The organism is Ruegeria sp. AM4 (genome assembly GCF_056540665.1).
The window spans coordinates 64,877-83,536 of sequence record NZ_JBQFXD010000006.1; the positions used below are offsets into that span (position 1 = coordinate 64,877).

An 18,660-nucleotide genomic window follows, 5' to 3' on the forward strand; every position below is an offset into this window, starting at 1 on the left:
AATCGTGCCATTGTTGCGGCAGTTCTGCGGCAAAAATGCCTTGTCGCTCGCAAATTGTTGCCCGCTTTTTCGACAGGAATTTTCTGGTGGCGCTAAACTTTGCCTTGGTTGCGCTAACTGCGCCAAACCGTCCTGTTCATGCCCCAAATGACCATGATAAGAGGCCTCTGTCCGCCGGAATTCCCCGGCATGATTGCCCCAAGAGCGCATCTTGGCCCAACAGCCGTCGCGCCGCCACAGGAGAAGACACACATGACATCTGGACGGGTTAACCCGCAATTCCGCCTCGAAGATCAGGGCATCGAGGGTCTGGGACATGTCTATTACAACTTCATGGAACCAGCGCTGATTGAAGAGGCGTTGAAGCGCGGCGAGGGAACCCTGGGCAATGGCGGTGCCTTTCTGGTCACCACCGGCAAATTCACGGGCAGGTCGCCCAAGGACAAGCACGTCGTCAAGACCGACAGCGTGGCCGACAGCATCTGGTGGGAAAACAACGCCGCGATGAGCCCCGAAGGCTTTGACGCGCTTTACCAGGACATACTGGCCCATATGAAAGGCCGCGATTATTTTGTTCAGGATCTCGTCGGCGGGGCCGATCCGGCCTATTCCATCAACGTGCGTATGGTCACCGAACTGGCCTGGCACAACCTGTTCATCCGCCACCTGCTGCGCCGTCCGGATCGCGAGGATCTGGACGAATTCACCGCAGATTTCACGATCATCAATTGCCCCAGCTTCAAGGCCGATCCAGCCAAGCACAACTGCCACAGTGAAACGGTGATCGCGCTGAACTTTGACCGCAAGCTGATCCTGATCGGCGGAACCGAGTATGCGGGCGAGAACAAGAAGTCCGTCTTCACCCTGCTGAACTACATGCTGCCGGAAAAGGGCGTCATGCCGATGCACTGCTCGGCAAACCATGCCGTCGGCAACCCGGTCGACACTGCCGTTTTCTTTGGCCTGTCAGGTACCGGCAAGACCACCCTTTCGGCGGATCCGTCCCGGATTCTGATCGGCGACGACGAACATGGCTGGTCTGATCGCGGCACCTTCAACTTTGAAGGCGGTTGTTATGCCAAGACGATCAACCTGAATGCCGAGGCCGAGCCGGAAATCTACGCCACAACCAGCAAATTCGGCACCGTGATCGAGAACATGGTTTTTGATCCGGAAACCAAGGAACTGGATTTTGACGATGACTCGCTGACCGCCAACATGCGCTGCGCGTATCCGCTGGAGTACATCTCGAACGCATCCAGCACCGCGCTGGGCGGGCATCCGAAGAACATCATCATGCTGACCTGCGATGCGTTCGGCGTACTGCCCCCAATCGCGCGCCTGACCCCGGCGCAGGCGATGTATCACTTCCTGTCCGGCTTCACCTCGAAGGTGGCAGGCACCGAACGCGGTGTGACCGAGCCGCAGCCGACATTCTCGACCTGCTTTGGCGCGCCCTTCATGCCGCGTCGCCCCGAGGCGTATGGCAATCTGTTGCGGGACAAGATCGCGCAGCATGGTGCGACCTGCTGGCTGGTCAATACCGGCTGGACCGGCGGCGCCTATGGCGTTGGCAGTCGGATGCCTATCAAGGCCACCCGCGGTCTGCTGACTGCGGCGCTCGAGGGGTCGTTGGCAGATGCGGAATTCCGGAAGGACGCGAATTTCGGCTTTGATGTGCCGGTCTCGGTTCCCGGCGTTGCCGAAGTTCTGCTGGACCCGCGCCGCACCTGGGATGATCAGGCTGCGTTTGACAGACAAGCCGAAAAGCTGGTGCAAATGTTCTCGGAGAATTTCGAGCAATACCTGCCCTTCATCGACGAAGACATCAAAGCCGTCGCCATCGGGTAAGCGCCACAGGACAGATTGCCAAAAACGGCCAGCGGATACCCTGCTGGCCTTTTTTTGTCTCGGTCTGGACTATTTCGGGCTAGCAGATCTGCGCCGAAAGGCGCTGGCACGGCCTTGAAACAGAGGCAGCAATGGATGCCTTGTACTCGCAACCATGGGTTGAAACACAGACTCGTGTGGACAAACGCGTTGCCCAAATCACCAGATTAGGATATCTCGGGAAGTCGAAATGACAAAAATTGCCCGGCGCATAAACGCCGGGCTTTGACTGAAAATACCTTTGGGCAGCTCGAGGCGAAACCACTCACACGCGTTCTTACGGGCTACCTAATTGATAAGGAAGACTACTAGAAGGGGAATTGGTGTCAATATGATACCTAACGGCAAGCGGATTGGTTTGCCGTCATATCGCCGAAACTACCCGGCAATTGGCACCACTGAGATGGGTATGTAATGACTGAGATTTCAAAACTAACCGAATTGCGTAAACTGATGCAAAGCATGGAGCGTACGCTGGGGCTCGAAGAACTCTCTCCGGTTGAGCGCGACATCTATTACGCCGCCGAGGAGCTTTCAAAAACCGACCACGAAGTTCGCACTTTTGGTCTGATTGAGCATACGCTGGTGTCAAGCGTCTCTCGTCCGACCTTTTTCCGCGCCCTGAAATCGCTGGTGCAAAAGGGATATATGTCGCAAAGCGGCAGTGCCAATCGGGGACGGTATATCGTACATGCCCCCAAGTAGCGCGTATCAGGCGTAGACGCGCCGTGCAGTTGAAAGGTTGGGCCCTTGATACGGCACTGGCATCGTCTGCGTATGTCGCGGCGTCGATATTGACATTTGAAGTGCTGATGCCGCTTCAAAACGTGTTCTTCCCAGAATACCCCAGTCATGCAAGCCTGCTATTTCTGCCCCACGGCGTGCGGGTTCTCGCAGCGTGGCTGTTGGGGTGGCGTGCGATCATTGCCTTACTGCCGGGTGTCTTTCTGGTCTTTGCAATGGTCGGAGGCTGGGACGTCTTCCTGCCCAACCGACTGCTGGCAATTGGCATCGCCGTAACAACGGTTCCTGCCGTTTTCTATGCCTGCAAATGGGCTGGCTGGGATCTGTTCCCCGATCCCGCGCGCAAACCCTGCTGGCTGTGCATCATGGGTGTCGGCATTGTAACGTCATTTCTGGTCTCGGCCCTGACGAACATGGCATTCGGAAGCTCGACAGTGGAATATATCGCCTTTCTGATCGGCGACATATCGGGCCTGTTCTTTCTGATGCTCGGACTGCACTACACGTTCCGCGTCCTCGACAGGCGCTGATCCCTCAGCCCAGCATACCGCGCCGTACCAGATTCAGCCCCGCGATCAGCAGGACCACCAAGGTTAGTTTGCGGAAGGCCGCCTGATCTATGCGGTCCTGCAACTGCATACCGCACCACATACCCACCATGGCCGGAAGAACCAGTCCGGCCGAGAATATGGCGGTTTCCGTCCGCAAGATACCCGACCCCAGATGCGCCGCACCAAGCGCCAACGCGCCCAGCCCATAAATGACGCCCTGCACCCTCATCTGAACCCGTTTCGGCGTGTTCAGCGCTGTCAGATAGGCAACGGTGGGTGGCCCCCAGACGCCTGACACACCGCCGATGAACCCAGCCACTGCGCCAAAAGCGGCTTCGACCCGGGCCGATGGCTTATGCAGGGACAGCTTTAATCCCAAAAGCTGGATCAGGGCAAAGAACGAAACAGGTATCCCGATCATCAACAGAAAGCCGGAGGCAGGCAGAATGCTCACCAGTTGCGCCGCTGCCAACAGACACACAAGGCCGACCAATAGAAACACCCGAAACTGCTTGATCGAATCCATTGCGGCAGGTGCGCCTTCACGCAATGCCTGTATCCCGTTTGTCGCCAGTGTGGGCAGGATCAGCCCTGCCAGCGCCAGATCAGGCGACAAGAACATGCTGAGACCCGAGACCGTAATCATCGGCATCCCGAACCCAACCATTCCTTTGATCCATCCGGCGACAAATGCAACCGATAGCGCAAAGAACAGATCGTTCGGAGACAGAAACGAGAACAGTGACATGCCCCTTCATATCACTGGGAAAATTCTCTGCACTGCCAAAATCATCGCGTAATTTTCGAACTTTTTGCCTGCTTTTGGCGCATTTTTGTTGCGCTGCACGTGCAGCATGATATGACCGGACCGACTTTTAGAAGGACCTGATTCATGGCCCATGATGGACAAGATGTGACCAATATGACGCAAACAGCAGTTCTGCCTGATCTCCTCGACCTGACGGGCAAAGCCGTGCCTGCCGTCGAAGCTGTGTTTGACCGTGCCCGCGAATCCGTACGGGCGATGGTCACCAGCGATGGCCGGATATCGGGGGCGCTGGTCGAGGCCCATCAGACAGCAGCACATGGACTGGCGTGGTTTGCGACCTATCACCAGTCTCTGCAGCAGATGCAGCGCTGGGCCGAGGCATTGTCTTCCGAAGGTAAATTCGGAGAGATTGAGCAGCTTTTGCACCAGATCGCCTTTGGTGAATACCTGCATCAGGTTGCAGGCGGCATCCCGATGAACCAGGGCGAGGTTGTGCGCTTGCAGGATCTGGGTCTGGGTTGGGACGCCCTTTCGGGCTTCCAATGCGCCGAGGTTCAGACCTTGATGGCGCAGGCCAATTCTCAGGCCGCGCGGACGCGATTGGTTGAACTGATGCAGGATCAGGCCGGTGCCACCATGTTCGGCGCATCGGGCCTGGACGAAGAGCTTGAGATGATCCGCGACCAGTTCCGCCGTTATGCACAGGAAAAGGTTGAACCAAACGCCCATGAGTGGCACCTGAAAGACGAGCTGATCCCCATCAAGATCATCGAAGAACTGGCTGAGATGGGCGTCTTTGGCCTGACCATCCCCGAAGAATTCGGCGGTTTTGGTCTATCCAAAGCTTCGATGTGTGTCGTCTCGGAAGAACTGTCCCGTGGTTATATTGGTGTCGGTTCGCTGGGCACCCGCTCAGAGATCGCCGCCGAACTGATCATTGCGGGCGGTACGGATGAGCAAAAAGCCAACTGGTTGCCAAAGCTCGCCAGCGCCGAGATTCTGCCAACGGCCGTGTTCACCGAACCCAACACCGGATCGGACCTGGGCAGCCTGCGCACCCGCGCGGTCAAGGACGAGAACGGCGATTATCAGATCACCGGCAACAAAACTTGGATCACCCATGCGGCCCGTACCCATGTGATGACCCTGCTGGCGCGTACCAATCCCGACACCACCGATCACCGGGGCCTGTCGATGTTCCTGGCGGAAAAAACGCCCGGCACCGACGAAAACCCCTTCCCCACGCCCGGCATGACTGGCGGCGAGATCGAGGTTCTGGGCTATCGCGGCATGAAGGAATACGAGCTTGGCTTTGACGGCTTCCAGGTCAAGGGTGAGAACTTGCTGGGCGGAGAAGAAGGCAAAGGCTTCAAGCAGCTGATGGAGACCTTCGAATCCGCCCGCATCCAGACCGCCGCCCGCGCCATTGGTGTGGCGCAATGCGCGTTGGATATCGCCATGCAATATGCGCAGGACCGCAAACAATTCGGCAAGTCTCTGATCAACTTCCCGCGCGTTTCGGGCAAGCTGGCGATGATGGCGGTCGAGATCATGATCGCGCGGCAGCTGACTTATTTCTCGGCCTGGGAAAAGGATCATGGGCAACGCTGCGACCTTGAGGCAGGTATGGCCAAACTTCTGGGTGCCCGCGTGGCCTGGGCTGCGGCCGATAATGGCTTGCAAATCCATGGCGGCAATGGCTTTGCGCTGGAATATAAAATCAGCCGCGTTCTGTGCGATGCGCGCATTCTGAACATTTTCGAAGGGGCTGCCGAAATTCAGGCACAGGTCATCGCGCGACGTCTGCTCGGGTGACCGTTTCGGCATTCCTGTTTCCCCAACTGACCCGGTCCAGCGCCGGGTCTCTTTTCTTGTCGCTGGCGGATATGATCCGCCCGGGCGCAAACTTCCCCTTTGATCTCGGGCGGGAACCCGGTTAAGGCACCCTGCGCGTCGAAACCAAGGGCAGCCGGAATGACCAGACGACTATTCGTATTGTGGGCGATCCTGACCGCCCTTGCCCTCGGTGGCTGCGCCACCTCGGTGCCCACCGCCAGCCAGACCGAGATCGACGATCTGGCCCGGGCGATCCAGGCCCTTGGGCCGGATGTCGACCCGGCTGAGGCGCGCCGGGCCGCCACCATCGCCTATCAGCATTCCGAACAATTGGCGCGGGTCTGGAACGTCACCGACGCGGCCATTATCCACAATGCCAAAGTCATCAACGGCTTTCGGGAGTTTGGCCTATGCAATGACTGGGCCCAGGCCATGACCACGCGCTTGCGGCAGGAAAACTTCCGCACTCTGGATTTGCATTGGGCCACCTCTCCGCCGACAGCACTGCGGATCATCCACCATTCGGCTCTGATCAGCGCCAAAGGGGATTCGATGTATGACGGCATCATCCTTGACCCCTGGCGCAACAGCGGTGCGCTGTTCTGGGCGCCGGTACGCGAAGACACAAAGTACAACTGGCGCCCGCGACTGGATGTGCGGGCAGAGCTGCTGAGCGGCGAGAACCCCTATTGATACCGGTTTTGTCCGACACGTTGTTGCGCTAAGTCCCAACCATGCTACGCCTGATCCTGACGCTGCCCCTACTGACCCTGTTGCAATGCAACAAGGATGAAACCGTCGCGGCCTATGGCGCCGCGGACCAGATCTGGGCGTTGCAGGAAATCGACGGACAGCCCTATGAGGCCCGTGCCCTGTTGCAGTTCTCCGAAGAAGGCAAGATCGCTGGAAACGCCCCCTGCAACACCTATAGCGGTACGCTGAACGCGCCCTATCCGTGGTTCGAGATCCAGAACCTGACCGCAACCCGCGCCGCCTGCGCCGGGCTTGAGGCCGAAGGGTTTTTCTTTGCCGCCCTCATGACCATGACCCAATCCGAAGTTTCAGGCGGTGTCCTGATCCTGCGCAATGATGACGGACACGAGATGGTGTTCAAAGCCCACGAGTAAACCGTTCGACAAACCGCGCCCTCGCCTCGGGCAGTGGCGTGTGGCCCAGCGAAGGTGCGACCCGGTGATGTAGAAAATAACCGGTGGTGTGCAGCGCCTGCGCAATTTCGGTATCCGGCGCCTGCCCTTCGCCCCGCAGACAGGGTGGTAATGGTAGCAACTTATCCGCCCACTCCCCGGCCCCTTCGGCGCTGACCGCACGTCCGGTTCTGGGCGAGACATAAATCAGACCGGTCTGCGCGCCGGTCACAGCGCAAGTGGCCAGATCGAGGCCGAAACCCAGCTCCTCCAGCAGCGCCAATTCCCACCGCATATAGGCCAGCGGCCAGACCTCATCCTGCCCCAGCAGGTCCATCAACTGTTCGGTCTGCTTGTAGATCGCCGGATGTGGCTCGCGTTCGGGTAGGCAGAATGACAGCAGCGCCACCACAGCGTTCAACCCGGCCAGCGCCAGCTTCCCGGAAAACGCAGCCGCCGCGCGTGACCGCAGTGGCTCGACCTGAAAGGTTCCAAGATGTTCTTCCAGCCGCGCATGCCATGACACATCCAGTTGCGCGCCCGGTTGCAACAGGGGGGCAACCTTGCGACTGGCGCCGCCACGCACAATCCCGGAATGCCGTCCGTGGCCTTCGGTGAACACCTCAATGATCGCCGCAGCCTCGCCATGCCGTCGGGTGCTCAGCAATATGCCGTGATCGCGCCAGTCCATTCTCAGCTTTACCAGATTTCTCCGCACACCTTGATCTGAATGGCGACGGTGACGCAAGAACAGATACCGACATGCCGCGCGTTGCTTGACCCCAAAGCGACATGTTCAAGAAATTGGTTTCCCAAACCTGCGGACCTGCTAAGAGTTCCCTATTCATCGACGTGTGACAGAACGAGACAAGACCGTATGGAATGGCCCCATGACATGCTCAGGCAGATTTGCAATGACAGGGACACACCCAGGAAGATCAGGCGGCTCATACGGCAAAACCTGAAGCCAACCGAGGTCGACTATAAAGGGTGCCGGATGCTGGTGCATCCCTCGGACAACCATACCGAATTCATGATCTGGCGAAAAGGACGCACGCAGGAAGAACGCGCCCTGTCTCACATCCTGAGTGGCCTGAAAGACCGCCCAATCGTCGCCTATGACATCGGGGCAAATGCGGGCGTTTACAGTCTGCGGATTGCCGCGATTGCTGGTTCCGGCTCGGTCATTCATGCGTTCGAGCCGAACCCGGTCATGCGCGACAGGTTCGAAAAGAACATCAGCCTGAATGCGTACGAGAACATCCAAGTCCATCCCTATGCGATTTCCGACAGCGAGGGAGAGCTGGATCTCTATGTGCCGGTCGGTCGAAATCTGGGCGAGGCCAGCCTGAACGAGCCGGTCAAAGGGGCGACGCCGACCCGGGTCCAAGTGCGCAAGCTAACCGATTTTCTGCCATCAGACCCAGACACTGCGGTGGACTTCGTGAAGGTTGATGTCGAAGGATTGGAAGATCGGGTTCTAACACCCTTGTTGACCGAGACCGCAGCTACGCAACTGCCCAAATCTCTGTTTTTCGAAGTCGAGCACAGCAACGTCTGGGCTTCCGACCTCGAAGGGTTGTTGGCCGATGTAGGCTATGTGCTGGACGCTAAGTTCGGACGCAATTCTCTGTATCGTTTGCACTAAGGCTAACCACAAGAAACTCCATTTCATAAGTGGCTGGAACGGCGGCCCGGCGGCCCGTTCACAGTCAACCCTTGCCTTGACAAAGGACGGTCAGACTACCTTAATTAACACAATAGTTAAATAGGAGGATCTCATGCGCGGAATTACCATCACCTACAGTTACGAAGGCGACGAGGCCGACTGGCAGGCGACCACCAGTGCCTTCATTGCAGCCATCGATGCCGACCCAGAGGCAAAAGGAAAATTCGCTTATCAGGTTGCAACCGCCGATGACGGCAAGTCCCGGTTCCATTGGGGTCGCTGGGACAGCGCAGAAACTCTGACACATGTACAGTCCCAGCCCTATTTCAAAACATTTGCCGCCAAGGTGCGCGAATTTGCAGGTGGCAACCCCAGCGCGACGGGGCATGACGTCAACGGGAAAACCGGTGGCTGGTAGGGCTAGTCCAACCCTTCTTCACCCAGCAAATGCCGCCCTTGCCTGTCCTCGACCTCGATCACCCAGAGGTCGGGGTCAAAGCCGCGCTGGCGCTGGATAGCTACATCCACGTCCGCCTCTGATCCGCTGGACAACTCGATCCACTTGCGCTCACCACTCATCAAGTCAAAGCTGCGCTGAAAGGCAACCGCCTGCCCGTCCAATGTGTTCAATTTAACCAGTACTGCGCCTGCCGTGTCATCTCCGTGCGCCACAATAAAAGCCGGGATTTCCTGAAATCGCAGCCGCGCCAGATAGGCTTGGACCCAGAATTCGGCCGTCAGACGGGTCATGCGTTGCCGTCTTTGAAGTCCAGACCCATTTCCGAATAACGTTCGGATTCCTCAAGCCAGTTGGGCCGCACCTTGACCTGCAGGAACAGGTGGACCTTGCGGTCTAGAAACTCCTCCAGCTCAGCGCGGGCGGCCTGGCTGACCGCCTTGATTGTCTCACCGCGCTTTCCCAGAACGATGCCCTTGTGGCCGTCACGCATGACATAGATGACCTGATCAATCTTGGCCGAGCCATCCTTGCGCTCTTCCCAGTTTTCCGTCTCGACCGTCAGTTGATAAGGCAATTCCTGATGCAGGCGCAGGGTCAGCTTTTCTCGCGTCATCTCTGCCGCGATCATGCGCAGTGGCAGGTCGGCGATCTGGTCCTCGGGATAGAGCCAAGGGCCTTCCGGCAGTTCCGAAGCGAGCCAGTTGCGCAGATCGTCGACGCCGTGGCCTTTTTCGGCTGAGATCATGAAGGTTTCGGCAAAAGGATAACGCGCATTCAGATCGCTAGTCAGCGCAAGCAGTTTCTCGGACGGCACCTTGTCGATCTTGTTGATCGCCAGCGCGATGGTGCGACCTTGCCCGATCTCTGCCAACCCTTCGAGAATACGTTCCACGCCCTCGGTGATGCCGCGATGCGCTTCGACCATCAGCACGACCACATCGGCATCCGCAGCCCCGCCCCAGGCAGCAGCAACCATCGCACGATCAAGACGGCGGCGCGGTTTGAACAGGCCCGGTGTATCGACAAAGACCAGCTGCGCATCGCCTTCCATGGCGACGCCGCGAATGCGCGCACGGGTGGTCTGCACCTTATGGGTCACGATCGAGACCTTAGCCCCGACCATGCGGTTCAGAAGGGTGGATTTGCCCGCGTTGGGCTCTCCGATCAGGGCGATAAATCCGGCGCGTGTGGTCATGTATCCTGCGATCCTGTTTGCAAGTGCGCATCCCTATAGCAGAATGCCCAGCCGGACCAGAGGGATTTGTCGCATTGCCGCCATGCGCCGGCCGTGAGAAAATTGTGACCGGAGCCAAGCCAATTCCAGCCCGGCTGCATTCCCATCCAGATGAGGTTTGACATGAAACGCCGCGAGTTTCTTATGGGCAGCGCTGCCACCGCCGGAGCGTTGGGATTGGGCGGGTTCGGCTTGGCCAATGGCGCGCAGGCGCTGACGATACAATCGGCTGAATTCGTGCTGCGCGATCAGGCCACAACCGGCATGGTCAGCCTGTCGCCAAACGCACCTCCGCCGGTTCTTTACGGGCGGCAGGGCGAGGAGATGCGTCTGGCGGTGCGAAACACTTTGCCTGACTATACGGCCATGCATTGGCACGGGTTGCGTATCGACAATGCGATGGACGGGGTTCCCTATCTGACGCAGATGCCGATCGGAGAAGGCGAGGTGTTTTCTTACGCATTCACCCCACCTGATGCTGGTACATACTGGTACCATCCGCATTGCATGACGATGGACCAGATGGCTCATGGCTTGACCGGCGTCATGGTGATTGCCGAGGCGGAAGACCCCGGCTTTGACAGCGAACAGATCATCAACTTGCGCGATTTTCGGTTGGGTGAAGATGACGCGCTTCTGCCCGCTTACACCCCGCGTGGTGCCGCGCGCGCCGGGACATTCGGCAATGTGCACACAGCAAACTGGCTGAGTGCTCCGGTCTACGATCACGACGCTGGCAGTCTGGTAAGGCTGCGCGTGGTCAACACCGACACAACGCGCATCTACAAACTGCATCTTGAGGCCGCCAAAGCGAAAATTCTGGCCTGGGACGGTCATCCGGTCGAGATCGATATGCCCATGCCCAGCGCCGATGCGCCGCTACTGATTGGGCCGGGCCAACGCGTGGATTTCGCTGTGGCCTTGCCTGTTATCGAAGGTCAGCGCATTGAGTTGATGGCCAAACTGCCCGGTCAACCGGTCCGACCCATGGCAGCACTACGCGCCACCGGGTCAAATCTGTCCCGCGACTTGCGCGACCTTCGACCATTGTCGCTGAATCCTGTCACCAAACCAGATCTGACAAATGCGGAGCTTCACGAGTTCGTCTTTGGCTGGACCCCGGAAGGTGGTCAACCAAACAACGGGTTCTGCGGCTCGCTCGGTTATAACTTCTGGTCGATCAATCGCAAACCGTGGCCTGGGGACGCCGCTAAAGGCGTCGGCCCTCTTGCAACGTTGAAACAGGGCAAAAGCTATGTCCTGCTCCTGCGCAACGAGTCCCCCAACTTGCACCCGATCCACCTGCACGGGTTGGCCTTTGTTCCGCTGCGGTCGAATCTGCGCAAACTTCCTCCGTTGATCACCGATACGATGCTGTTGCTGAAAGACGAGGTGGCCGAGATTGCCCTGGTCGCCGACAATCCGGGCGACTGGGCATTTCACTGCCATGTGATCGAGCATCAGAAAACCGGGCTGACCGGATTTATCCGCGTCGTTTAGGTGACGAATTGGCCGCGCTAATCCGACCGAGGAACGTCAGCCCCCTCGCCCCTTATATTTTGGCCAGAGGAAGCGCGAAACCGGGCGATTAAGACGGCAACCTGTCCAACAACGCTTTGGCGGCGGCTTGTTCCGCCTGCCGCTTGGACCCGGCGGTCGCTTGTGCCTCGGTTCCGTCCTGTAGGCGGGCAGCGATGGTGAAAACCGGCGCGTGATCCGGACCGCTGCGCTTGATTTCGACATAGGCGGGCGGTTTTTGCCCCCGTGCCTGCGCCCATTCCTGAAGCGAGGTTTTGGCGTCCCGCGCGTCGGCTTCAACATTGTGGATGCGGTTGCCCCACAGATGAAGAATGACGTCGCGCGCCGCCTCAAACCCGGCATCGCGATAGATCGCGGCAATCACCGCCTCCATCGCGTCGCCCAACAGGGCTTGTTTGCGGCGGCCGCCTGACAGCATTTCCGACCGGCCCAGCTTCAGAACGGCACCCAGGTCGATCTGACGAGCCACATCGGCACAGGCCTCTTTCCGCACCAACGCGTTAAAGCGCGGGGCCAGCTGTCCTTCGGAGGCTGTCTTGTCGGCTTCTAGCAGCGCGGTGGCCATCACCAGTCCCAGCACGCGGTCACCCAGAAACTCAAGCCGTTGGTTGTCGGGCCGGGTCGGCGAGGAAACAGAACCGTGGGTCAAGGCGCGCAGCAGCAGTTCCGGGCTGTTGAATACATACCCCAACCGGTGCTGGAACGCCATTATTTCGGCTGAAAACTTCAATTGACCGCCTTGAAGAACCGGTCGCCGCGCCATGTCCAGAAATACAGCATGGATCGGCCCGCAGACGAGAACATGATGCGATCCGCGCGACCGATCAGGTTTTCGTATGGCACGTAACCCACACCCCCGACAGATTGCGGCAGACGGCTGTCGGCCGAGTTGTCGCGGTTGTCGCCCATGAAGAAATAGTGCCCTTCGGGGACGACATAGACGCCAGTATTGTCCGAGCCCTGATTGCCAATATTGAGGACTTCATAGGATACGCCATTGGGCATCGTTTCGATATAGCGCGACTTCTCACAGGTGCCGCCAAATCCAACCGCTCCGTTTTCGCAGCGCGGACGCAGACCCTGAGGTCCCTGTGGCTCGGCGGCCTCGGTAAACTTGCCATCGGGTTCCTGTGGAAGCGCGGTGCCGTTCAGGATCACGGTACCGTCGCGCACCTGGATACGGTCGCCGGGCAGCCCGATCAGGCGCTTGATGTAATCCCGACCCGTCACCGGGTGGCGGAAGACGATGACATCGCCGCGTTCGGGATCGCCGCCCCAAATGCGGGTATCCCCGTCACCCTGCATCCAGCCACAGATGTCTTCGGCATCAATGTTCAGGCCGACGCTGGGGATGATCAGGCTGGGGCACGAGGCATAGGAGTAGCCATAGGCCATCTTATTGACGAATAGGAAATCACCGATCAGAAGCGTGGGCTTCATTGAGCCGGACGGAATCCAGAACGGCTGAAAGAACAGTGTTCGAAACACGCCCGCGATCAGCAGCGCATAGACGATGGTTTTGATCGTCTCCCAGACACCACTTCCTGATTTGGCTTCTTCGGCCATACTGCTCTCTCCAGCTCACTCTCGTCTTTGGGGTGCTACATGCGGGGCCGGTGGGGGCAAGTCAAGGCTGCGCGGGCGCTTCTTGAAGCGGGCGCGCCTCGATCAGCACAATGGCCTGTGCCCAGGGGTGATCGTCGGTCAGCGTGACGTGAATGATCGCCTCATGCCCCGGAGGCGTCATCTGGGCAAGTCGCTCTGCCGCCCAACCTGTCACATGCATCACCGGCTGACCGGTGCGCAGATTGGTGACGGACATATCCTTCCACGCGATGCCCATCCGCAGGCCGGTGCCCAGCGCCTTGGAACATGCCTCTTTCGCGGCCCAGCGCTTGGCATATGTACCTGCGGTGTCGTGCCGTCGTTCGGCCTTGCGCTGTTCGATATCGGTAAAGACGCGATTGCGAAACCGGTCGCCAAACCGGTCCAGCGTACCTTGGATACGGTCGATATTCGCGAGGTCGGTTCCGATGCCGAGGATCATGCGGTGTTCTCTGTTTTGGCGCGTCTTGCCAAGGCCTTGAGTTCTATCTTTGCGCTGGTCGGGAATAGTACTGCATTTGATACCAACGCCACAGCGGTCAGGAATGTCATCAATCCAACGATATGACCATGCATATGCCATCCTACGAGATGACGCATGTAAATTGGCCCGATGCCGGTCAGCGCCAAAAGCAAGTAGGCAACATAATTTATGACAAAGAATATGAGTGTCGACAGAAATGCGAAGGCCACCAATTCGCGCCAGTTCGGCATGCGCCCGAAGGCACGCGCAGCGATGCGTCCGGCAACGGCCGCCGCCAATAGTGCCGACGCAACGGGAATCCCGGCATTCGTGAGATCAACGCCCGCAAATTCTCTGAGTACGACCAAAGCAACTGGAAGCAGCATTCGGATCACAACCAGCCATATTGTATAGCGCCAAAGCATCGTTCCAATCACAGAGGCTTCCTTTCAAACTTCCGTGGCAGGGCCAAGCTCTCCAAGCCTGAACGGTAGTGCCCGGCTAGTCGGAGCAAATCAAACCTCCAGCACCACCGTACCCAGCTTTTGCCCCGCCTCAACCATCTGATGCGCGGCGACGGCGTCCTCAAGGCCACCGGCCGAGACGACCGCGTGGCTGAGCGCGCCCTGTTCCAGCCATGCGCCCAGTTGGGCCTCGCCTGCTCGGCGTGCGGCAGCGTCCAACATGTAGACGATTAGCATATGCAGCCGGATGTTCTTGAACATGAAACCATAGAAATCCAGTTCTGGCCGCATTTGCGAGGCTGAGGCATAGCTCGCGATGGTGCCGCCGGGTCGGATCAGCGACAACGAGGCGCTTTGATTGGCGGCGAAATCAACCTCGACGATCCGATCCACACCCGCGCCTTGGGTCAGGTCCATCACCGCTTGGGTCACGTCTTGTGTGCGATAGTTGATCCACTCGGACGCGCCGGAATGGGCGGCTTTTTCCTTGGAACTGACGGTGGTGATCACCCGCGCGCCACCCAGGGCTGCCATCTGGCAAGCATAGCGCCCGACAGTGCCCGCGCCACCAGTGACAAGGACGGTTTTGTCGGTGATCGGGCCATCGTTGTAAAGCGCGGCCCAGGCGGTCATGGCCGGTATGCCGAAACAGGCACCTTCGGCAAAGCTGGTGGTGTCGGGCAGGTGAACGGCCTGTTCGGAGGGCAGCGCGATATATTCCGCCCCGGTTCCGAAGGCGCGCTGCCATTGGCCATTCCAGATCCAGACCCGCTGGCCGACACGTGCCGGATCGACTCCCGACCCAACAGCTTCGATGACACCGGTCCCGTCGGAATGCGGCGTCACGACCGGGTAAGGCATGACCGCACCTGGCCGCGCGCCAGCCCTCAACTTGACGTCCGACGGATTGATACCACTTGCATGGACACGCACCAGTACCTCGCCCGGGCCGGGGTCGGGCGTGGGCAGTTCGATGAGTTCCAGCACATCCGATGCGTGACCAAAACTTCGATATGCTATGGCTTTCATTGTTCCCTCTCTATGCCTCTCTGACCGCGGGCAAACAACAGGCTGCCATGTCGCGAAAATCTGGGCGGCTGCCAGACCCTCTTCGCTTTTACCGGCTCACGCGTCGTAGTCTTTTCATGGCCCCTCGGGCGCCAGACCAAACGAACACGCGGCACATCAGGATTGCAAGGGCCAGCATCGTTCCGAAACCAACAGCCAAGAAAGTCATAGGGACCCCAGCGACGATCTCTGCCGAGCCGGGTATCACCAGAAACGCAACCACCGACAGTCCGCAACCGATAAGCATGCCGACGACTCCCATGATCAGCGCGGCAAACCACATTTCACCACCGCTAGGCATTGCGCCGAAGCTCTCTACGTATTTCTTACCCTCATTTATTGCACCGGCGAGAAATGGCACGAAGGGGATGAAACTGCTGAAGAGGTTGATCTTGAAAACGGCCTCAATCGCGAACAGGGCCAACGGAACCGCGATACTTGTCGCCAGAAACACCAGTGAAAACCTAAGGCTGCTTGCGCCCATCTCATTGTTTCCTTTCAATAAATTCGCTCAAATATTTAGTGCCAAGTCTTTTCTATTTCGCTCTTAGCCAAGACGCACGGTAAGAATCTTGTAGCTCGCCACGCCGAAGAACCCAGCAAATGCAAAGTCGAACCAGCGCCGCGCGCGGCGGTAGGCGGCAACCATTTTCTCTGACGAGAACAGAAACGCGTAGCCGATGAAGATTATCAGCGATCCGGCATAAAGCAGTCCGAAATACCCCAACAGCATGGTCAGGCTGGCGTCATTTGGTGCGACGATCGCGTAGATGGAGCCCCAGCTCAGGATCGCCTTAGGGTTGGTCAGGTGAATGGCCGCGCCTTTGGCAAAGATCGACGGCAGCGAGCCTTTGACCGGGTTGCCCAGCGCAACCTCATCCGAGGACATGGCGCGACGCAGGGCCTTCAGTGCCAGCCAGCCCAGATAGGCGACGCCGACATATCGGATCACTTCGAACACCCAGACATTGGCCAGCATGATCGCCGACAGGCCCAGCGCTGCCGCGATTCCCCAGGCGGCAGACCCCGCGCAAATGCCCAACGCAAAGGCCAGCCCAGCCGTGCGGCCCTCGTTCATGGCAGTTCCCGCGATGCCCATTGTGGCAGGACCCGGAGAGCCCCCGGCCATCAGCCATGCGATCCAGATGGCAACGAAACCCGAGGTGATCATCGCGCAAAGGCCGATCTGATCAGGCCGAGACCGGCGACCGCGAACAAACCGGCGACAACGCCATCAATCCAGCGGCGAAACCGGCGGTATCCGGCCATCATACCGCTGACTGAAAACAGCATCGAATAGAGAAAGTTGTTGATAAAACCCGCGAGGATGCACACGGCGGTGGCGGCGGCAACGGCAATCAAGCCGTCATCCGGGCCAAGGCCAACCGACAGGGCTGCCATCCATGCGATCACCGATTTCGGGTTGGACAGGTTGAGGATCAGCCCACGCAAGAACCACCTGCCCCTGGCGGGTACTGAGACTTTGTCGGCGTCTGATCGCATCGCGGAACGACCGGATTGCCACGCCAGCCAAAGCAGATAGAGGCCACCAAGCATCTTGAGCACCATGAGCACGTAAAGGGAACTTTGCAGCACCGCCCCCATTCCGCTGGCGGCAACCAAACCCCAGAATACCAAACCGCAGGACAAGCCTGCTCCGTAGATGAGGCTGGTCTTGCGCCCAAAGCTCATCGCAACTGCTGCGTTGGAGATATTTGCAGGCCCGGGCGAAACTGCAACCACAAAGAAGGCAAGCGCGGTGACTGCAAGAGATGTCAGGTCGATCATGCCCGTGCCGCATCCATCAAGCGACGCATTTCCTGAATTGCCGGGGTGAGGCCCAGAAAGATCGACTCGCCAATCAGGAAATGACCAATGTTCAGCTCTTTCACCTCGGGGAACGCTGCAACAGGTTGCACCGTGTCATAGGTCAGCCCGTGGCCCGCGTGCACTTCGAGGCCAAGCGAGTGGGCATAGTTGGACATGGCACGCAGAGCCTCCAGTTCCTGTGCGGCATCTTCCATGCGGCCTTCGGCATGGGCGTCGCAATAAGCGCCGGTGTGTAATTCGATCACCTCGGCCCCGATCCGATGGGCGGCTTCGATCTGGCGCTGGTCTGCGGCGATGAAGATCGACACGCGGCATCCGACCTCCCGCAGTGGCGCGATGAAATGCGCCAGCTTGTTTTCTTCGCGCGCAACTTCCAGCCCGCCTTCGGTCGTGCGCTCCTCGCGCTTTTCGGGGACAATGCAGACCGCGTGCGGCTTGTGGCACAGGGCTATTTTCTGCATCTCTTCGGTTGCGGCCATCTCAAAATTCAGCGGAACTGACAGGACTTCCATCAGCCCGTCGATATCGGCATCCGAGATATGACGGCGGTCTTCGCGAAGATGCGCGGTAATGCCATCCGCACCCGCCTCTTCCGCCAGTTTGGCGGCGCGCAAAGGATCGGGATAGGCCCCACCCCGCGCATTGCGCACCGTCGCCACGTGGTCGATATTCACACCCAGACGCAGATAAGTGTCAGACATCCTTCGAATCCTTCATATGGTCTTGGGCCGAGCCTAATTCGTTTACCACCGAAACGGCAGTCTCTGACTGTGCCAATCGCTTGATTTCTTCGAATTTCGCTTTGATCCTGGCCCGGCGTCGTTTTTGATAGGTTCGGATCACGGGCAGGCTGAGATAGGCACAAATGATCCCCGCCACGATCCCTGGCAGCACCCCGCCAATCATATAGGGAAAGAACACTTCGTCATAAAACACCTCAAGCCCGTGCCAGTCGGCCACGCGGTCGGTGAACATAGCCAGAAAGTTGTTCTTCAGATCCCCGATCGCGTCTGCAAACTTGCCCATAAGCCCGTGGGTGTCGCCCTCTTTGAACGTGGTACCCAACAGGAAATGCCCGGTTTGCAAACTGATCACGCCGATGGGCACATAGGTCAGCGGGTTACCGAAGAACGTCCCCGAAAGCGAAGCCAGGATGTTGCCGTTGAAAAGTCGGGCAAGGACGGCGGCCACGACGAAGTGCAGGCCGTAAAAGGGCGTGAAGGCGGCAAAGACCCCGGCGCCGATACCGCGTGCAATACGTTCCGGAGTGTCCGGCAGCCGACGTACGCGGTGTTTGACGTAATGAAAGGCCCGGGTCCATCCCCCGCGAGGATAAACCAATTCTGAGGCGATCTGGACAGGCGAGCGTCGATCTCGGCGCTTGAAAACCACT

General features: G+C 58.7%; 23 protein-coding genes. 9 read left to right on the plus strand and 14 right to left on the minus strand.

From position 1 onward, the window contains the following. Positions 1-252: 252 nt before the first annotated feature. From ACR0JA_RS13180 to ACR0JA_RS13190, 3 genes are all read left to right on the plus strand, one after another. The gene (locus tag ACR0JA_RS13180) at positions 253-1,851 is read left to right on the plus strand and encodes a phosphoenolpyruvate carboxykinase (RefSeq protein WP_480575344.1); all 1,599 of its coding nucleotides are present in this window, start codon (positions 253-255) and stop codon (positions 1,849-1,851) included. Positions 1,852-2,304: 453 nt separating this feature from the next. Further along, positions 2,305-2,595 (plus strand): hypothetical protein, encoded by a 291-nt coding sequence (locus ACR0JA_RS13185; RefSeq protein ID WP_480575347.1) that lies wholly within the window; start codon positions 2,305-2,307, stop codon positions 2,593-2,595. A 107-nt stretch (positions 2,596-2,702) separates the two neighbouring features. Then, positions 2,703-3,164, plus strand: coding sequence for a hypothetical protein (locus tag ACR0JA_RS13190; protein WP_480575350.1), 462 nt, complete (start codon positions 2,703-2,705; stop codon positions 3,162-3,164). Between the two features lie 4 nt (positions 3,165-3,168). On the opposite strand, the gene ACR0JA_RS13195 is transcribed toward ACR0JA_RS13190, so the two are convergent. Then, on the minus strand, positions 3,169-3,933 hold the full coding sequence (locus ACR0JA_RS13195) for a sulfite exporter TauE/SafE family protein (RefSeq protein WP_480575353.1): 765 nt from the start codon (positions 3,931-3,933) through the stop codon (positions 3,169-3,171). Between the two features lie 144 nt (positions 3,934-4,077). On the opposite strand from ACR0JA_RS13195, the gene ACR0JA_RS13200 reads away from it, so the two are divergent. The 3 genes from ACR0JA_RS13200 (at position 4,078) to ACR0JA_RS13210 (ending at position 6,917) form a co-directional block, all read left to right on the plus strand. Further along, positions 4,078-5,769, plus strand: a complete 1,692-nt coding sequence (locus tag ACR0JA_RS13200) for an acyl-CoA dehydrogenase family protein (RefSeq protein WP_480575356.1) — start codon at positions 4,078-4,080, stop codon at positions 5,767-5,769. Between the two features lie 159 nt (positions 5,770-5,928). After that, positions 5,929-6,483, plus strand: a complete 555-nt coding sequence (locus ACR0JA_RS13205; RefSeq protein WP_480575359.1) for a hypothetical protein — start codon at positions 5,929-5,931, stop codon at positions 6,481-6,483. A 41-nt stretch (positions 6,484-6,524) separates the two neighbouring features. Next, positions 6,525-6,917, plus strand: a complete 393-nt coding sequence (locus ACR0JA_RS13210) for an META domain-containing protein (protein WP_480575362.1) — start codon at positions 6,525-6,527, stop codon at positions 6,915-6,917. Here ACR0JA_RS13210 and recO read toward each other — a convergent pair. After that, positions 6,901-7,626 (minus strand): DNA repair protein RecO, encoded by a 726-nt coding sequence (gene recO / locus ACR0JA_RS13215; RefSeq protein WP_480575364.1) that lies wholly within the window; start codon positions 7,624-7,626, stop codon positions 6,901-6,903. The genes ACR0JA_RS13210 and recO overlap by 17 nt on opposite strands. A 186-nt stretch (positions 7,627-7,812) precedes the next feature. On the opposite strand from recO, the gene ACR0JA_RS13220 reads away from it, so the two are divergent. Both ACR0JA_RS13220 and ACR0JA_RS13225 read left to right on the plus strand, forming a co-directional pair. Further along, the gene (locus tag ACR0JA_RS13220; protein ID WP_480575367.1) at positions 7,813-8,583 is read left to right on the plus strand and encodes an FkbM family methyltransferase; all 771 of its coding nucleotides are present in this window, start codon (positions 7,813-7,815) and stop codon (positions 8,581-8,583) included. Between the two features lie 133 nt (positions 8,584-8,716). Next, a complete protein-coding gene (locus ACR0JA_RS13225) occupies positions 8,717-9,022 on the plus strand; it encodes a hypothetical protein (RefSeq protein ID WP_480575370.1) in 306 nt (101 codons plus the stop codon). 2 nt (positions 9,023-9,024) lie between these two features. Here the strand turns inward: ACR0JA_RS13225 and ACR0JA_RS13230 are convergent, their stop codons facing one another. Continuing rightward, the gene (locus tag ACR0JA_RS13230; protein ID WP_480575373.1) at positions 9,025-9,354 is read right to left on the minus strand and encodes a DUF1491 family protein; all 330 of its coding nucleotides are present in this window, start codon (positions 9,352-9,354) and stop codon (positions 9,025-9,027) included. Next, positions 9,351-10,259 carry a GTPase Era gene (gene era / locus ACR0JA_RS13235; RefSeq protein ID WP_480575376.1) on the minus strand — a complete coding sequence of 303 codons (909 nt, stop codon included), beginning with the start codon at positions 10,257-10,259 and terminating at the stop codon, positions 9,351-9,353. The genes ACR0JA_RS13230 and era overlap by 4 nt, the downstream gene beginning before the upstream one ends. Before the next feature lie 162 nt (positions 10,260-10,421). On the opposite strand from era, the gene ACR0JA_RS13240 reads away from it, so the two are divergent. Beyond that, entirely contained in the window at positions 10,422-11,798 is a 1,377-nt protein-coding gene (locus ACR0JA_RS13240; protein ID WP_480575379.1) for a multicopper oxidase family protein, read from the plus strand. 88 nt (positions 11,799-11,886) lie between these two features. Here ACR0JA_RS13240 and rnc read toward each other — a convergent pair whose 3' ends face one another. From rnc to ACR0JA_RS13290, 10 genes are all read right to left on the minus strand, one after another. Further along, positions 11,887-12,567, minus strand: coding sequence for a ribonuclease III (rnc, locus tag ACR0JA_RS13245; RefSeq protein WP_480575382.1), 681 nt, complete (start codon positions 12,565-12,567; stop codon positions 11,887-11,889). Continuing rightward, positions 12,564-13,403, minus strand: coding sequence for a signal peptidase I (lepB, locus tag ACR0JA_RS13250; protein ID WP_480575385.1), 840 nt, complete (start codon positions 13,401-13,403; stop codon positions 12,564-12,566). The genes rnc and lepB overlap by 4 nt, the downstream gene beginning before the upstream one ends. A gap of 61 nt (positions 13,404-13,464) precedes the next feature. Continuing rightward, positions 13,465-13,884, minus strand: coding sequence for a holo-ACP synthase (gene acpS / locus ACR0JA_RS13255; RefSeq protein WP_480575388.1), 420 nt, complete (start codon positions 13,882-13,884; stop codon positions 13,465-13,467). After that, the gene (locus ACR0JA_RS13260; RefSeq protein ID WP_480575825.1) at positions 13,881-14,330 is read right to left on the minus strand and encodes an ABZJ_00895 family protein; all 450 of its coding nucleotides are present in this window, start codon (positions 14,328-14,330) and stop codon (positions 13,881-13,883) included. The genes acpS and ACR0JA_RS13260 overlap by 4 nt, the downstream gene beginning before the upstream one ends. Positions 14,331-14,420: 90 nt before the next feature. Further along, the gene (locus tag ACR0JA_RS13265; protein WP_480575390.1) at positions 14,421-15,398 is read right to left on the minus strand and encodes an NADPH:quinone reductase; all 978 of its coding nucleotides are present in this window, start codon (positions 15,396-15,398) and stop codon (positions 14,421-14,423) included. Positions 15,399-15,486: 88 nt separating this feature from the next. Then, the gene (locus ACR0JA_RS13270) at positions 15,487-15,921 is read right to left on the minus strand and encodes an ABZJ_00895 family protein (RefSeq protein WP_480575393.1); all 435 of its coding nucleotides are present in this window, start codon (positions 15,919-15,921) and stop codon (positions 15,487-15,489) included. A gap of 63 nt (positions 15,922-15,984) precedes the next feature. Beyond that, positions 15,985-16,608 (minus strand): LysE family translocator, encoded by a 624-nt coding sequence (locus tag ACR0JA_RS13275; protein WP_480575396.1) that lies wholly within the window; start codon positions 16,606-16,608, stop codon positions 15,985-15,987. Further along, positions 16,605-17,225: a LysE family translocator gene (locus tag ACR0JA_RS13280; protein WP_480575399.1), complete on the minus strand. Its 621-nt coding sequence runs from the start codon at positions 17,223-17,225 to the stop codon at positions 16,605-16,607. Before ACR0JA_RS13280 ends, ACR0JA_RS13275 begins: the two co-directional genes overlap by 4 nt. Then, entirely contained in the window at positions 17,222-17,968 is a 747-nt protein-coding gene (locus ACR0JA_RS13285) for a pyridoxine 5'-phosphate synthase (protein WP_480575402.1), read from the minus strand. The genes ACR0JA_RS13280 and ACR0JA_RS13285 overlap by 4 nt, the downstream gene beginning before the upstream one ends. Further along, complete coding sequence (locus tag ACR0JA_RS13290) at positions 17,961-18,659, minus strand: DUF2062 domain-containing protein (protein WP_480575405.1); 699 nt, start codon at positions 18,657-18,659, stop codon at positions 17,961-17,963. The genes ACR0JA_RS13285 and ACR0JA_RS13290 overlap by 8 nt, the downstream gene beginning before the upstream one ends. Position 18,660 lies beyond the last annotated feature (1 nt).